The 14196-nt window shown below is 57.5% G+C and carries 15 protein-coding genes and 1 tRNA gene; 9 read left to right on the forward strand and 7 right to left on the reverse strand.

Translation table 11 applies throughout. From position 1 onward, the window contains the following. Positions 1-9: 9 nt before the first annotated feature. Genes KUF73_RS01465 through KUF73_RS01480 form a run of 4 tightly spaced genes read left to right on the forward strand, consistent with a single transcriptional unit; the run spans position 10 to position 5584 of the window. Entirely contained in the window at positions 10-2841 is a 2832-nt protein-coding gene (locus KUF73_RS01465; protein ID WP_218436264.1) for a xanthine dehydrogenase family protein molybdopterin-binding subunit, read from the forward strand. Then, complete coding sequence (locus KUF73_RS01470; RefSeq protein WP_007982256.1) at positions 2834-3373, forward strand: (2Fe-2S)-binding protein; 540 nt, start codon at positions 2834-2836, stop codon at positions 3371-3373. Before KUF73_RS01465 ends, KUF73_RS01470 begins: the two co-directional genes overlap by 8 nt. A gap of 2 nt (positions 3374-3375) precedes the next feature. Beyond that, on the forward strand, positions 3376-4611 hold the full coding sequence (locus tag KUF73_RS01475) for a cytochrome c (RefSeq protein WP_218436265.1): 1236 nt from the start codon (positions 3376-3378) through the stop codon (positions 4609-4611). Between the two features lies 1 nt (position 4612). Then, complete coding sequence (locus tag KUF73_RS01480; protein ID WP_218436266.1) at positions 4613-5584, forward strand: XdhC family protein; 972 nt, start codon at positions 4613-4615, stop codon at positions 5582-5584. Between the two features lie 90 nt (positions 5585-5674). Here KUF73_RS01480 and KUF73_RS01485 read toward each other — a convergent pair whose 3' ends face one another. Beyond that, positions 5675-6958 (reverse strand): FAD-binding oxidoreductase, encoded by a 1284-nt coding sequence (locus tag KUF73_RS01485; protein WP_218436267.1) that lies wholly within the window; start codon positions 6956-6958, stop codon positions 5675-5677. A 183-nt stretch (positions 6959-7141) separates the two neighbouring features. Here KUF73_RS01485 and KUF73_RS01490 point away from each other — a divergent pair. Then, positions 7142-7218, forward strand: a tRNA-Val gene (locus tag KUF73_RS01490). A gap of 94 nt (positions 7219-7312) precedes the next feature. Here the strand turns inward: KUF73_RS01490 and KUF73_RS01495 are convergent. Beyond that, a complete protein-coding gene (locus KUF73_RS01495; RefSeq protein WP_218436268.1) occupies positions 7313-7591 on the reverse strand; it encodes a hypothetical protein in 279 nt (92 codons plus the stop codon). A 579-nt stretch (positions 7592-8170) separates the two neighbouring features. On the opposite strand from KUF73_RS01495, the gene KUF73_RS01500 reads away from it, so the two are divergent. Next, positions 8171-8365 (forward strand): hypothetical protein, encoded by a 195-nt coding sequence (locus KUF73_RS01500; RefSeq protein WP_218436269.1) that lies wholly within the window; start codon positions 8171-8173, stop codon positions 8363-8365. A gap of 63 nt (positions 8366-8428) precedes the next feature. Here KUF73_RS01500 and KUF73_RS01505 read toward each other — a convergent pair whose 3' ends face one another. After that, on the reverse strand, positions 8429-9181 hold the full coding sequence (locus KUF73_RS01505; protein WP_218436270.1) for a carbonic anhydrase: 753 nt from the start codon (positions 9179-9181) through the stop codon (positions 8429-8431). A 243-nt stretch (positions 9182-9424) separates the two neighbouring features. Here KUF73_RS01505 and KUF73_RS01510 point away from each other — a divergent pair, with 243 nt between their 5' ends. Beyond that, entirely contained in the window at positions 9425-9880 is a 456-nt protein-coding gene (locus KUF73_RS01510) for a DUF2214 family protein (protein WP_218436271.1), read from the forward strand. Between the two features lie 229 nt (positions 9881-10109). Here KUF73_RS01510 and csrA read toward each other — a convergent pair whose 3' ends face one another. Further along, the gene (csrA, locus tag KUF73_RS01515; RefSeq protein WP_007938114.1) at positions 10110-10304 is read right to left on the reverse strand and encodes a carbon storage regulator CsrA; all 195 of its coding nucleotides are present in this window, start codon (positions 10302-10304) and stop codon (positions 10110-10112) included. Positions 10305-10554: 250 nt separating this feature from the next. On the opposite strand from csrA, the gene KUF73_RS01520 reads away from it, so the two are divergent. After that, on the forward strand, positions 10555-10920 hold the full coding sequence (locus tag KUF73_RS01520) for an SPOR domain-containing protein (protein WP_218436272.1): 366 nt from the start codon (positions 10555-10557) through the stop codon (positions 10918-10920). 71 nt (positions 10921-10991) lie between these two features. Here the strand turns inward: KUF73_RS01520 and KUF73_RS01525 are convergent, their stop codons facing one another. From KUF73_RS01525 to KUF73_RS01535, 3 genes are all read right to left on the reverse strand, one after another. Next, positions 10992-11681 (reverse strand): endonuclease, encoded by a 690-nt coding sequence (locus KUF73_RS01525; RefSeq protein ID WP_218436273.1) that lies wholly within the window; start codon positions 11679-11681, stop codon positions 10992-10994. Between the two features lie 4 nt (positions 11682-11685). Beyond that, a complete protein-coding gene (locus KUF73_RS01530; RefSeq protein ID WP_218436274.1) occupies positions 11686-11955 on the reverse strand; it encodes a DUF1654 domain-containing protein in 270 nt (89 codons plus the stop codon). Between the two features lie 184 nt (positions 11956-12139). Next, positions 12140-13228, reverse strand: coding sequence for an asparaginase (locus KUF73_RS01535; protein WP_218436275.1), 1089 nt, complete (start codon positions 13226-13228; stop codon positions 12140-12142). A gap of 352 nt (positions 13229-13580) precedes the next feature. Here KUF73_RS01535 and KUF73_RS01540 point away from each other — a divergent pair, with 352 nt between their 5' ends. Beyond that, positions 13581-14039 (forward strand): hypothetical protein, encoded by a 459-nt coding sequence (locus KUF73_RS01540; protein WP_218436276.1) that lies wholly within the window; start codon positions 13581-13583, stop codon positions 14037-14039. The last annotated feature ends 157 nt before the right edge of the window (positions 14040-14196 follow it).

Genomic DNA, 14196 nt, shown 5'->3' on the forward strand with positions numbered 1-14196 from the left:
GGATGATCCATGTCCAACCGTGATATATCCCGGCGCTCGTTCCTTCAGGGCGGGCTGGTAGCGGGTGTGAGCGTGACGCTTACACCGCTCAGCAGTCAGGCGCTGGCAGCCTTGATGGAAAACAGCGTGACCGTGCCGTCCGAGCAGTGGCTTGGCAACAACGGCAAGGCGCGCGCCCGTAACGATGCCTTGTCCAAGGTCTGCGGCAGCAAAGTATTTGCCCGCGACATCCGCGCCAAGGACATGCCGGGCTGGCCGCAGCAGCAGGGCCACGCCATGCTGCTGAAGACCATCAAGGCCGACCGTATCTACGACGGTTACGACCTGTCGTGGCTGGGCGCCGAGCTGCAGCCCGACCGCATCGTCACCGCCGAAGATCTGGTCAAGGACGGTATCGTCTTTCCGGAAGAGCACGCCCCTGACCCGCTGTTGCCGGCTGGCAAGGTGCCGATGTTCATCGGTCACCCGGTGGCGATCCTGATCTGGAATGACTTCGAGCGCTTCCGTCAGGCTAAATCCAAACTCAAATTCAATGACAAAGCAATCCGCTACGGCAATAGAGCGCCGTTCTACGAAGGCGATCCCTACGGCAGTTTCCGCTACGTGCGCGTTGGTGGTGCGACCTCGGCGGACGAAGACGAATTCGCCAGCCTCAAGGACTCGATCCTGTTCCCGATGCTGCGCAACCGTCGTCCCGTATGGAATTCCCAGCCGAACCTGCACGGCAACCTGACCGAGCGCGGGCTGTTCTATGCCGAACGCATGAAGCAGCAGATCGACACGCCGCCAGACAACTGGCTGGTGTTCGACGAGCGCTACAAGACGCCGTCGATCGAACCGGCCGCGATGGAACCGGACAACGGCAACGGCTGGTACGACCCGGCGACCAAGACCCTGCATTTCGTCGTCGCCACCCAGTGCCCGCTGGAAGCGGCGACCGAGACCGCGAAGATGATCGCGCCGTCGCGTTTCGGCCTGGCGAACCTGAACATGCACCCCGGTTACACCGTTGGCTACGGCTCGAAAGACCACAACATTTTCGTCTACTACGCAGCCCTCGCGGCGTTGTACGGCGCCGGTGTGCCAGTGCGTTTGGCCAACGACCGCTATGAGCAGTTCCAGAGCGGCATCAAGCGCCACCCGTTCGATATTCGCTATCAATTGGCGGTGGATAAGACCGATCACAGCTTCAAGATTTTTCGCGCCGACATGAGTGTCGACGGCGGCGGGCGGGTCAACTACAGCCCATCCGTAGCGGCCGTTGGCGCCACGGCTGCACAATCGATCTACTACATGCCGCAGAATGATTTGCAGGTCACGGCCTATCATTCCCGCGCCGTTGAAGCCGGATCGATGCGCGGCTACGGCACGCTGCAGAGCATGGCTTCCACCGAGATGATGGTCGACGAAATCGCCGATCGTCTCGGCATCGACGCCATCGACCTGCGCAAGAAAAACGCCCTGCGTTCGGGCATGAAAAACACCCAGGGCGCGGTGCCGGCAGGGGCGTTGCGCCTGCACGAAATTCTCGACAAGGCTGGGGTTCACGAAGTCTGGAAAAATCGCGACGCGATCAAGAAGCAGCGGGAAGCGGCGGATCCTGATCACTGGTACGGCGTCGGTTTCGCCATTTGCCAGAAGGACTTTGGCACCGGTTCCGAAGCGCCGATGGCCAGCATCGAATTCACCGCCGAAGGCCGCATCACCCTGCGTCATATCGGCATCGAAATCGGTACGGGCATGTCCACCTCGCAAGCGATGGTCGTGGCTGATTTCCTCGGTAACCCGGCGCACGAAGTGAAGACCGGTGAAACCGATTGGAAAGAGATGCAGCTGACCAGCGGCGGCAACCCTTACATCATGAGCCAGGCCGAACAGGACAACTTCCTGCGCAACCCGCGCTGGGTCGGCAAGATCGCTTCGGCCTCGTCGGCGACCAACTCCGCCTACTACTTCAGCCACGCCACCCGTGAAGCGGCGCGCGTGTTGTTCAACCACGGCCTGTGGCCGGCGGCACTGGAAATCTGGCGTCAAGGCCCCTACGGCGGGCAGGCCAATCCTTACGTGGTGCGCCGTGAAGACGCGCATTGGGTCGACGGCAAACTGACTGCCAATGGCATGGAGCCGTTGGCATTTGAAGTGCTGGCCAAGCGTGCCCACGAGCGTGGTCTGGTTACCGCTGCAACCGTGCATGGTTTCAACCGCTGGAGCTGGGCCGAAGCCGAGTACAGCATCGACGGCGTGCGCGAGCGCTTGCCGCTGGATGGCCTGGCGGTGAAGTACGGCGACGGAGCTCCGAACGCGAAGAAAGCGCAAATGAACAGCGCTGGTTTCCATTTGCTGGATCGGCAGAACATCGCCTACCCGGTGACCCAGTTGAACAACGCGGCCGTGACCTACTACAGCCCGGTCGCGACGCTGGTGGAATTGAAAGTGAACAAGGGCTCGGCCGAAGTGCAAGTGCTCAACCATCACTCGTGGGTCGAGTGCGGTCGGGTGATTGTGCCAGAGCTGGTCAAGGGTCAGATCGAAGGCGGGATCGCCATGGGTATCGGCCACGCGCTGATGGAAGAAATGCCGCTGTACGAAGGTGGGCCGGGTGAGGGCGATTGGAACTTCAACCGTTACCGCTTGCCGATGGCGCGGCACGTCGCCGTTTGGAAGCAGACGTCGGAAATCCTCCCGCCACTGTCGCCAAGCGACCCGTCCAAAGGCATTGCCGAAGTGGTGATGATCCCGGTGGTCGGCGCCATCGGCAACGGCGTGGCTCACGCCATCGGCAAGCGCGTTCGCGACCTGCCTATCACTTCTGCGCGCATCAAGGAGGCCCTCAATGGCTAACCGTCCGCTTCAACTGACCCTCAACGGTCAATCCGTCGGCCCGGTGGACATCCCTGATGACCTGCCGATGATCGATTACCTGCACGAATACAAAAACCTCACCGGCTCGCGCCTGGGTTGCGGTCAGGGTATCTGCCACGCCTGCGTGGTGATCGTCGACAACCCCGACGGCACCAGCGAAGAAGTGCGCACCTGCATCACCGGCGCGCATTACTTCGAAGGCAAGAAAGTGCGGACCATCGAAGGCCACGCTACCCGCGACGAGCAAGGCAAGGTCACCGAGCTGAACCCGATCCAGCAGCGCTTCGTCGACGAATTCGCCTTCCAGTGCAGCTACTGCGCACCAGGTTTCGTCAACGCCGCGACCGTGTTGGTGGAAAAGTTGCAGCGCCAGCCGATCGTCAAAAGCCAGCTGGAAAAAGTCATCGAGGACAGCCTCGGCCATCACATCTGCCGCTGCACCGGGTACGTGCGTTACTACAGCGCCACGCGCAACGTGCTGACCGATCTCGGCCTGGTCAAGGAGGGTTAAGCATGAAGCAACTACTTAGCCGTCTTGCGTTGGCGGTTGGTTTGGCTGCGCCTGTGTTGCTGGCGCACGCCGATGATCAGGCCAAGCGCGGCGAGTACCTTGCCCGCGCCGCCGACTGCATGGCCTGCCACACCGCGCCGGGTGGCGCGCCGTATGCAGGCGGCCTGCCAATCGTCTCGCCGTTCGGCACGATCTACGGCACCAACATCACCCCGAGCAAAGAGCACGGTATCGGCTTGTACAGCGATGACGAATTCTTCGCTGCGTTGACTGAAGGCAAGCGCCGCGACGGTGCGAACCTGTATCCGGCGATGCCGTACACCTCGTATCACTTGATGCCACGTGAAGACTCTGATGCGATTCACGCGTATCTGAAAACCGTCGAGCCGATCGAGCGCGCCGCACCGGTCACCAGCCTGAGCTTTCCGTTCAACGTGCGCCTGGGCCTGATGGGCTGGAACATGCTCTACGGCAAAGACGTGAAGCTCGAACCCGCCGAAGGCAAAAGCGAAGCCTGGAAACGTGGCCAGTACATGGTCGACGTGCTCGGCCACTGCGGCGAATGCCACACGCCACGGGGGATGCCCGGTGCGATGCAGCAAGACAAACGCCTGACCGGCGGCCTGCTCAACGGCTATCTGGCGCCAAGCCTGCTGGCCAATGACCTGGCTAGTCGCGGCTGGAATCCTCAGGACTTGAGCTCGTTCCTCAAGCACGGTATGAGTGCCCAGGGCACGATGTTCAATGAGATGTTCCCGGTGTTCCACAACAGCACTCAGGGCCTGAATGATCCGGACCTGGCGGCGATGGCGACCTTCCTGCTCGGCGATCAACCGCCAGCGGCAAAAGTGCTGACCGATGTGCCATTGGAAAAACTCAGTGCGAGCGCACAGCGTGGCCGTCAGGAATATTTGAACGTCTGCGCCGGTTGTCACGCGGTCGGTGGTGAAGGCAAGCCGCACATTGCCGTGGCCATGCGCGGCAACACCACGCTGCGCCTGGAAGATCCGCGCAACCTGGTGCGGGTGATCGACGACGGTATCGGCGAGCAGAAGTTTGCCGGCTTCGAACACATGCAACCGATGCCGGGCTTTTCCGAGAAGCTCAGCCACGAGCAACTCACCGATCTGCTGAACTACCTGCGCCAGGGTTGGGGAGGTCAGCCGGGTGACCTGGCGGTGAATGATGTGCAGAAGCTGCGAGCCGATGCGCCGCCGCTTGAGCACAAGGCCCACTGACATGCAGCATCTTGATCTGCAAGTGGTGCGCCGGGCGCTGGCGTGGTCGGTGGGTGGTCAGCGTGTCTGGTTGTGCACCGTGCTCGCCACCTACGGCTCGGCACCTCGCGCGCCGGGTTCGTTGCTGGCGGTGAATGCCGACGGGCTTTGGATAGGTTCACTGTCCGGTGGCTGCGTCGAGGAAGACTTCCTTGAGCGCGTGGCCGAGGGTGCATTTGAAGAAGCGGTCGGCATTGTTCGCTACGGTGAAGGCGACGACCCGCGTTCGCGAGTGAGCCTGCCCTGTGGCGGTGTGCTCGATGTGTTGGTCGAGAAGCTTGATCCCGATTGCGAGGTTCAGGCGCACTTGCGCGAGCTGGAGGCGGCGCTGTTGGGGCGACGTCGGTTGATACGTGAAGTCGATCTGGCCAGTGGCGCGCGCAGCCTGTTCGATGATCGCGAACAGGGCGTACGTGTCGAGCGTGAGATCGACCGGGTTCGGCTGCGCATCGGCGCCGCTCAGCGTTTGCTGCTGGCAGGCTATTCCAGCGTGGCGCAGGCCTGCGCCGAGTTTGCGGTCGGTCTGGGGTTCGAAGTGATTCTCTGTGATCCGCGCGACGAGGTGCTGGAAGGCGTGGTGCTGGAGGGCGTGGAGATTCGTCGGCAGCTGCCATCGGTGTTTATCGCCGACGGCGGTTGTCACAGCGACACGGCGGTCGTGGCGCTGACCCACGACCCGCGTATCGATGACTTGGCGATGATGGAAGCCGTGCGCACCGAGGCGTTCTATATCGGTGTGATGGGCTCCGTGCAGACTTCGCAAAAGCGCTTCGAGCGGTTACGGCGTATTGGTGGTCTGGGGGATGTCGAGCTGGCGCGGATTCATGCGCCGATTGGCTTGAACCTGGGTAGCAAGACACCGGCGGAAATTGCCTTGGCGGTGCTTGCCGACATCTTGCGGATCCGCAGTGGTATCGAGCGGAATCGGTTGTAACAACAAAAGATCGCAGCCTTCGGCAGCTCCTACAGGGATCATCATGTAGAAGCTGCCGAAGGCTGCGATCTTTTGATTTTGGTTTAGCAATCAATACCCAAACTTGTCCCGCAATCCGTAATACCACGCGCCCAACGCCGCAAACGGCGTACGCAGCAACTGCCCGCCCGGAAACGGGTAGTGCGGCAGATCGGCAAACGCGTCGAAACGTTCTGCCTGACCGCGCAACGCTTCGGCCAGCACCTTGCCCGCGAGGTGTGTGTAGGTCACGCCGTGGCCGCTGCAACCCTGCGAATAATAGATATTGTCGCCCAGTCGTCCGACCTGAGGCAGGCGCGACAGGGTCAGCAGGAAATTACCGGTCCACGCGTAATCGATCTTCACGTCCTTGAGCTGCGGGAAAGCCTTGAGCATTTTCGGTCGAATGATTGCTTCGATGTTCGCCGGGTCCCGCGCGCCGTACACCACACCACCGCCGAAAACCAGACGCTTGTCGCCGGTCAGACGGTAGTAATCGAGCAGGTAGTTGCAGTCCTCGACGCAGTAATCCTGGGGCAACAGGCTTTTCGCCAATGCGTCGCCCAAGGGTTCCGTGGTGATGACCTGAGTGCCGCACGGCATTGACTTGGCAGCCAGCTCCGGCACCAGATTGCCCAGGTACGCGTTGCCCGCCACGATAATGAATTTGGCCCGGACCTTACCCTGCGGTGTATGCACCACAGGGTTCGCGCCGCGCTCGATGCGCACCGCCGGCGATTGCTCATAGATCGTGCCGCCCAGCGACTCGACAGCCGCAGCTTCGCCGAGCGCCAGGTTCAGCGGGTGAATGTGTCCGCCGCTCATATCGAGCATGCCGCCGACGTACTGATCGCAGTCCACTACTTCACGGATGCGGCGTTGGTCCATCAGCTCAAGCTGCGTATGACCGAAGCGCTCCCACAGGCGTTTCTGTGATTCCAGATGGCCCATCTGCTTGGCAGTGATGGCGGCGAACACGCCGCCGTCTTTCAAGTCGCACTGGATGTTGTATTTGGCGACCCGTTCACGAATGATCCGCCCGCCCTCGAATGCCATCTGCCCCAGCAATTGAGCCTGCTTGGGGCCGACACTGCGCTCGATCACATCGATATCTCGGCTGTAGCTGTTAACGATCTGGCCGCCGTTACGTCCCGAAGCGCCGAAACCCACTTTCGCCGCTTCCAGCACCGTGACCTTGAAACCGTTCTCCAGCAAGAACAGGGCCGAGGACAACCCGGTATAGCCGGCGCCAATTACACAGACATCAGTCTCAACGTCATCCTGCAAAACCGGGCGCGGCGGAACCGCATTGGCCGATGCGGCATAGTAGGACTCTGGGTAGGGGGTGTTCGCCATCCGGCAGCCTCTGTTTAATATATTTTACGAGTGCGTCGATCCTACCCGAGATAAAAATCGACCGCCAGCCACCCGGAATTCTTCTTTGCAGCAGCAAAATTAAATATTTTGCATATTCATAGGGTTAGCTCGAAAAAAGGTGTTGACACCCCTCCGGAATTCCGTAGAATGCCGCCTCACAGCAGGCACGTAGCTCAGTTGGTTAGAGCACCACCTTGACATGGTGGGGGTCGTTGGTTCGAGTCCAATCGCGCCTACCAAACAAAATCCGCTCTGCTGGGCGGTCTGGAAGGGCTCACCGAAAGGTGGGCCCTTTTTTGTTGTCCTGTGTTTGATGTTTGGCTTTAAAGCCCGCTATTGCTTTGGCTTCGTTTGCTTACCCGTCGAATCACTTGAGGTGGCTGCGTCCTTTTCCGTGGCTTGCGCTTCCGCACCGGAATTGGAGCCCGAAGCTTCCTCGCCTTTTTTGTTGGCCTTGTCCTCCTTGGATTCCGAACCATGTGCCGAATTAATTCCGGGAAGAGCGCTGGGGGGAACGGCTGAACCTGTGGTCGATTTTTCGGCTGCGAGTGAGTTGAGCGAGAAGGGCGTCATCAGCCCCACAAGTATCAGGGCGGTAATTGTTTTGTTCATCGATTGCGTCTTCCGTGCGAGGAGATATATGCATTGGAAGAGAGTGCGCGGTGAACGTGCTGACATATGGACGAGCGGTCAGAAGGAAATGGTTGAGGTCGGATTTTTGTGAAGCAAAGCGCTCTTCCAGGCTTCAAGATCGCACATGCTCGAACGCTCGATGATGATGACTTGCTTGAATCCGCTGACCACGAATGGATCTCGTAACGTTCCTTCATTACCCAAGCGTCCCGTGGTTCTTGCTTGAGAAAGATTATCATTTATGGCGACCGTCTGAAGGATGCGAGGCCAATGAAAATCAGTTCCAGCCAAATTGAACTGTGAGCAATGGATTGCATCCAACGCCAAACAGAGGCGACCAAGCGTTTGGTTTGCTTGATGTGGCGGGAGGGAATTTCATGGGGCGGCGAGCGATGATCCGGTTTGTTGTGGCTTACTTGTCCATTTGCCTCTTGCTTCAATGGACTGTGGTTGAGGCGTCCCCATGGATCGCCTCCCACGTTCTTCTGAGGTGGATCCTGTGACGCTGCGATTTGCGGCGTAAAATGTGCAGTGCTACCCCATCAGAAGGAGTCTCATATGATCTCCGACCAAATGAACAAACAGGCTTGTGACCACAAAGCTGTTTGGGATCAATACTTCTGCGCTGCGTTGATTGCGGAAAGCACCCTGACTGCGCCGGTTGTAGGCGGAGCTACTCACGAAGATCGGCAGAATTTGTTGATCGAGAGGGCCAAAGCCCTCGCCGACAAAATGATGGAAAACAGAAAATAACCAGAGCCCAGCCATCGCGCTGGGCTCTTCACATCTGGATCTTTTTGCCGATGCCTGTACGACTCAAGCAATCAGTTCAACTTTACCCGTCCCCAGGCGATAGATGCCGCCCACTATTTTCAGCGTGCCCTTACCGAGTGCATCAGTCAGCAGCGGCGTAGCCTTTTTAAGTTTGTCGACCGAGTTTTTTACATTTTGCACCGTCGCATTTTCCACAAGATCCCCAGGTTGCTTGATGACTGTCTCGATTGACGATTTAAGGGCGTCAGTCAGTTTCGGAATATGCCCAGGGAACACCGTGTGGTCTTTGACAGCTTTGATGCCGGCCTCAATGGCACCGCAACTCTCATGCCCCAATACGAGAATTAACGGTGCACCGAGCACTGCGACGCCGTATTCAATACTTGCCAAACCTTCCTCTGTAACGAAGTTGCCAGCAACACGTATAGCGAAAAGATCGCCTCGCGCGGTATCGAAAGCGTATTCGGGAGCAATGCGCGAGTCGGAGCAACTTAGTACGGCCACGAAAGGGTTCTGGCCGGACACCAACGCTTCGCGCTCGTCTTTGAAGTCGTGTGTTTTTGAGTTGCCGCTTACATAGCGTTCATTGCCGTCGACCAACCTTTTCAACGCCTCGTCGGGGCTGATTACGTTTTGTGGTTTTGGGGGCGCGGAGGTTTTTTCGGCTGCCTGGATAATGCGGCTGGGCAGTGTGCCCGCAAGTAGCAGGGCGCCTGCTCCCAGTCCGGCAAGCCGAAGAAATCGGCGACGATCAGTTGTTCCTGAAGCAGAGTTTGAATCACATGATTCACACATGATTTTGTGTACTCGGGTCAATTCGGTGGGAATGACAGCTGTTGGGGGGTGGGGCTTGCAGGAACTGCAGCGCCCGAATAGTGGAGTCTAGTCGGTCTGCACCATTATGTTTTCCGCGGCCTCCAGGGGCAGGCCTGCTCCACGGGAATCATGAGCCAGCGATTGGTTTGCCAAGTGCAAACCCTGAATTCATGGGCTACTACTGACAGGCTGACTCAACCTCATCCTGACAGGAGTTTCTCGATGCTGGCTCACTGGTTTTTTGCGGCGGTTCATCTATTAGCGCTTACGCTGGGATTCTGGGCGGTTTTGACTCGTGGAACGGCTTTTCGGCACCTGGCTGATGGCGCTGGGCAGGCTCGTGGCGTACTGATTGCGGATAACCTGTGGGGCATTTCGGCCCTCATTCTGTTGGTTACCGGTGGGATGCGAGCTTTCGGCGGGTACGAAAAAGGCACGGACTACTACCTGCATCAGCCATTGTTCCATCTCAAAATGACGCTATTCGTGCTCATCCTGCTGCTCGAAGTAGCACCGATGGTGATATTGATCAAATGGCGGATTGCGCTGGCGCGTGGCGGAGCGATTGAGACTGGACGTGCAAAGCTGTTTGCGCGGATCAGTCATATCGAAGCGCTGTTGGTGTTGTTGATGGTCGTGGCGGCCACAGGTATGGCGAGGGGTGTGACATTTGGTTAGCGGGCTGTAATCAGGCGCCTTCCTCGGGGTAAGCCGGAAACGTCTGACAGTCATGAGTTGACGGTTGCGGTTAGTATCGGCCTGGCGTGCTCGACTTTATCGATCGCAATGAGGACTCATGGCTTTCCGATAATGAGGCAAGCGAAAAAGCAGTGGCTGTTGCATCGTCTGAATATCTAGCCAGCCGTCGTTCCGGAGCGAACGGGCTGGCTACTGACTGCACAGGGATTCAGGGGGTTTGCGGTTTGTCCGGGGCAGTCAGGCCGGCCTGAATGCGCTGGTAAATTTCTTCGCGATGCACCGCAACGTCTTTCGGGGCGTTGATGCCGATCCTGACTTGCTGGCCGCTTACGCCGAGGATGGTGATCGTAATGTCATCACCAATGTTTATGCTTTCACCGACTTTGCGGGTGAGTATCAGCATGGTCTTCTCCTTGATTGCTTTGTGGGGCACCTGATTCGGACAGTGCAGAGGTCGGTGGTATGTATAGATTAGTGCGAAGTCTCACGGTTTGGGTGCCTCTTTCTGACGCGCAGATGCAGCATTAATTCCCAAGGCGTAACTATACAGAGGCCGCAACCATCAATCTCGTTGTTTTAAGCCCATTTTGCGGCACTCGGGAAGTATTCATGAATGGTAAAATCGCCGTTTTAAGCATTCAGAGGGAAACGCTGTGCGCAAAATGGTCTTGGTAATGGCAGTACTGGCGCTGGCGGGATGCGGAGAGGGCAAGAAAGTCGATGCGCCAAAGCCTGCTCAGGTAACGATTGCTGCACCCGCACAAGCTTTAGCGCCTCAATGGGATCTTGAGGTTCGAGGTGAAACACCCCAGGCCGTCAGCGATCTCAGCGGTTGGTTGATCGAACATAATTTCATGTCCAGCGTCGTCAAGGAAAGCGGCAAAGTCCGTATTCTGATGGGGCCTTACAACTCGAAAGCCGACGCCGAGGCGAAGCAGGCAGAGGTGGAGGCCGCGCTTGTCCGGGCGAAGAAACAGAATATTGAAGTGCTGGTCCTCGAACGTCCGGCAGCCCAGTGAAGTTCTATTGTGCTGCGTAAACAAAAAGGCCTCGGGCATTGAACCCGAGGCCTTTGCATTTCAGCGAGCGTTTAACCGCAGGCTTTCATGTTCACCGGGCCGACAAACTCGTTACCACGCCCCATGACGCACGCCACACTTTGATTGCGCTGGCGTTCCCAGGCCTGAACCGGATAGGTTTTGTTCCAGGCTTCGTACAGTTGTCTATCCTGCTTCGACAGGCGCAGCCCGTACTGTTTGCTCATGTAGAAATAGGTCCGCGCGATCATGCCCCGAATGGAAGGGCGCGGCATGACCTTCTTCGCCTTGAAGTCGATCTGAGTCTGGCACGAGCCATATTGACCCGATTGTTCCGGTAACCAGCCGAAACTGAAGTTACTGCGATCACCATTTACCTCGCCGATACTCGGCACCAGGTTATGCAAGTCGGCTTCGGCTTTTTGATAAGTCGGATCATACCGCGTGCAGTTCTTGCGTCCGCCTTCCTGCCAGCACTGGCGCTGATGGCCAATTTGCCAGGCCGGAACAATGTGTTCCCATTCGATGCGTGCCGCGCGCTTGGCATTTTTACGCGGCACATAGCCACAAACCGAGAGATTCACACGATTTCCAGTGTATTTACACCCGCAATAAAACTCGGTGGACTGTGGGGCATAAAGCTTCCAGGCGACTTTCTTGGCTTCATTGAAGGTGCGTGGCGCGTCAGCCTGGGCGGCCATGGCGAACAGCATTAACAGCAAAGCAAAACAACGGACACTCATTGACTCAGTCTTCCTTCGGCACAACCCAAAAAATCTGCACGCCACCGTCGTCGCGATAGGCGAGGGTGACGTTGTCGTTCTCGTCGATTTCTTCGAGCAAGCGTTCCCACTCATCCGCTGGCTCATCCGCAAGACGGAAGATCAGCGCAGCTTTGGCTTTTTGTGCGGTGGGGGAGTTGATGATTTTCTGAACGCGCGTGCCCATGCGTACATAGGAATCAGGTGCGGCGGAGGTGCTGTCCACGGGATTATCCTTATTAAGCTGTACGTGCATACAGTATTTAACTGTAGGCAATTTCGCAACTGCTTAAAATTCAAGAAAATCCACTGACAGCGGTTTTTTCCATCTGGTGTAGGACGATGAGAGTTTTTTTGTCAGGCATGAACTGTGTACCACTCGCCAAGGCTGGCGCGTGGCACACGCTTTGCTCGACCGTAACCGGTCGGGCGAGGGCTACTCAGTATTCCCAGAACATCCGTTGCAGCTCTTTGCTGTCGTTGGTCTTGGTGAGTGCAACCATGGCCAGGATGCGGGCTTTTTGTGGGTTCAGGTCATGTGCGACGACCCAGTCGTACTTGTCGTCAGGCTGTTCGGCATTGCGCAATACGAAACCACCGGCATTGACGTGGGATGAACGAATGATTTGCACGCCATCCTTGCGCAGGGCCTGCAAGGCTGGAACCACCCGCGAAGAGACCGAGCCATTGCCCGTACCGGCGTGAATGATGGCTTTGGCGCCTGACTGAGCCAGCGCTTTGTAGGCGGTGTCGCTGACATTGCCATAGGAGTAAGCAATTTCGACGTCAGGCAGGGCCTTGATGGTCTTGATGTCGAATTCCGAGTCCGTGGTGTGGCGTTTGGCTGGCAGGCGGAACCAGTAGGATTTACCTTCAACCACCATCCCGAGTGGACCCCAGGCACTTTTAAACGCCTCCGTCTTGATGTTAATCATTTTGCTGACGTCACGACCCGACTGGATTTCATCGTTCATGGTCACCAGCACGCCTTTGCCGCGTGCATCTTTGCTGCTGGCTACGGCCACGGCGTTATACAAATTCAGCATGCCGTCGGCAGACATGGCGGTGCCCGGGCGCATGGAGCCCACGACGATGATCGGCTTATCGGTTTTTTCTACCAGATTCAGGAAGTAAGCGGTTTCTTCCAGGGTGTCGGTGCCGTGGGTAATCACGATGCCATCGACGTCTTTGCTGTCGGCCAGTTCTGCCACGCGCCGGCCCAGTTGCAGCAAGTTCTCGTTGGTAATGCTTTCGGAGGCGATCTGCATCACCTGTTCGCCGCGAACGTTTGCCAGTTGGCTCAGTTCAGGAACCCCGGCGATCAATTGTTCGATACCGACTTTCGCCGCCTGGTAGGTCGCGCTGTTGGCGGCGCTGGCACCAGCGCCAGCAATGGTGCCGCCGGTGGCCAGAATGACCACGTTCGCCAGTTTCTGTTGGGGTTCGACTTCTTTTGCCTGAAGGGCAGAAGGCAGGAGTAGCAGGAGGGCCAAGGCACCCGGAACAAAGGTCTTGAAAGCAGATGTCATTATTTTTCTCTTCTAGTAGTGAGACGGTGCTGATGCAAGTTCATCTAGATGCGCCCCAAACGGATCTGAACGCTTGGGGTACTGGAGAAGAGCAGGATCTATACCAGCTACACTTTTAGTTGAGTAAAACGTTTAACCTGCTGATTTGTTTAAATTTTTAAACATCATGCCTGAAGCTCTTTCGCAATGGTTCGTCCGGGTTTCCGACTTTGAACGGCTTTTCTGTTCGGCTCTCCGAAAAGGAGTTCAGGTGTGCATGGGAAGTTCTTTTTGCCTGATCAGAAATTAGAGCTAAAGAAACCCATGCGCGGGTCGATCTTTCTTTAAAGGATCTTTTTATTCAGGAGTTCACATGTCGTTATTCATTGGCATTCCTAATGCCGCAGCCGTCACCATCGGTGGTACTTCAACCGCTACCCTCCGGGCATTGAACGATGCAACGGCCGACGCCTCGACTCAAACACTGGATACAGACAGCGACATTAAGCAAGTCAGGACCAGTGCCATTGGCCTGGGGAAAACTGCTGATACCCAAGCCGAGCCCGAAGCTGGAGATAACACCAGCATCGCCGTGAAGGTCTTGCTTAAACGCCTGCAGGAACTTCAACAGCAACTGCGCGAGCAGCAACAACAATTGGCGGCGGCCCAAGTGGCGTCTTACCCGACGCCGGAAGCCAAGACCACCGTTGTGGCAGCCATGCAAGGACAGGTAGCCGAAACCAACGGGGCAATCCTGGAGGTGAGTGCTAGCCTGATCAAGGAGTTGGCCAAGGGTTCCAGCACTGGATCGGTCGTCAACACGACGGCATAAGGTAAGCGCGCGTCTTTTCGATGTTTCTCCCGCAACGGCTTTCTGGGCGTTGACAAATGTCAGTAGGGTTCGCATAGTTCGGTCTACGCAAACGTTTGCGCGGCTTCCGTGATGAGCTAGATTTATCGCGGCACCACCAAGCTAACGCCAGCGCAAG

Source organism: Pseudomonas sp. PD9R (assembly GCF_019200975.1).
In the GTDB taxonomy this organism is placed as follows: Bacteria; Pseudomonadota; Gammaproteobacteria; order Pseudomonadales; family Pseudomonadaceae; genus Aquipseudomonas.

Bases quoted from the DNA above. Each gene is read 5' to 3' on its own strand.
- KUF73_RS01540 (WP_218436276.1), top strand. From the start codon at position 13,581: ATGTCGTTATTCATTGGCATTCCTAATGCCGCAGCCGTCACCATCGGT.
- KUF73_RS01465 (WP_218436264.1), top strand. From the start codon at position 10: ATGTCCAACCGTGATATATCCCGGCGCTCGTTCCTTCAGGGCGGGCTG.
- KUF73_RS01480 (WP_218436266.1), top strand. From the start codon at position 4,613: ATGCAGCATCTTGATCTGCAAGTGGTGCGCCGGGCGCTGGCGTGGTCG.
- KUF73_RS01500 (WP_218436269.1), top strand. From the start codon at position 8,171: ATGATCTCCGACCAAATGAACAAACAGGCTTGTGACCACAAAGCTGTT.
- KUF73_RS01475 (WP_218436265.1), top strand. From the start codon at position 3,376: ATGAAGCAACTACTTAGCCGTCTTGCGTTGGCGGTTGGTTTGGCTGCG.
- KUF73_RS01505 (WP_218436270.1), bottom strand. From the start codon at position 9,181: ATGTGTGAATCATGTGATTCAAACTCTGCTTCAGGAACAACTGATCGT.
- csrA (WP_007938114.1), bottom strand. From the start codon at position 10,304: ATGCTGATACTCACCCGCAAAGTCGGTGAAAGCATAAACATTGGTGAT.
- KUF73_RS01485 (WP_218436267.1), bottom strand. From the start codon at position 6,958: ATGGCGAACACCCCCTACCCAGAGTCCTACTATGCCGCATCGGCCAAT.
- KUF73_RS01530 (WP_218436274.1), bottom strand. From the start codon at position 11,955: ATGCACGTACAGCTTAATAAGGATAATCCCGTGGACAGCACCTCCGCC.
- KUF73_RS01525 (WP_218436273.1), bottom strand. From the start codon at position 11,681: ATGAGTGTCCGTTGTTTTGCTTTGCTGTTAATGCTGTTCGCCATGGCC.
- KUF73_RS01510 (WP_218436271.1), top strand. From the start codon at position 9,425: ATGCTGGCTCACTGGTTTTTTGCGGCGGTTCATCTATTAGCGCTTACG.
- KUF73_RS01495 (WP_218436268.1), bottom strand. From the start codon at position 7,591: ATGAACAAAACAATTACCGCCCTGATACTTGTGGGGCTGATGACGCCC.
- KUF73_RS01470 (WP_007982256.1), top strand. From the start codon at position 2,834: ATGGCTAACCGTCCGCTTCAACTGACCCTCAACGGTCAATCCGTCGGC.
- KUF73_RS01535 (WP_218436275.1), bottom strand. From the start codon at position 13,228: ATGACATCTGCTTTCAAGACCTTTGTTCCGGGTGCCTTGGCCCTCCTG.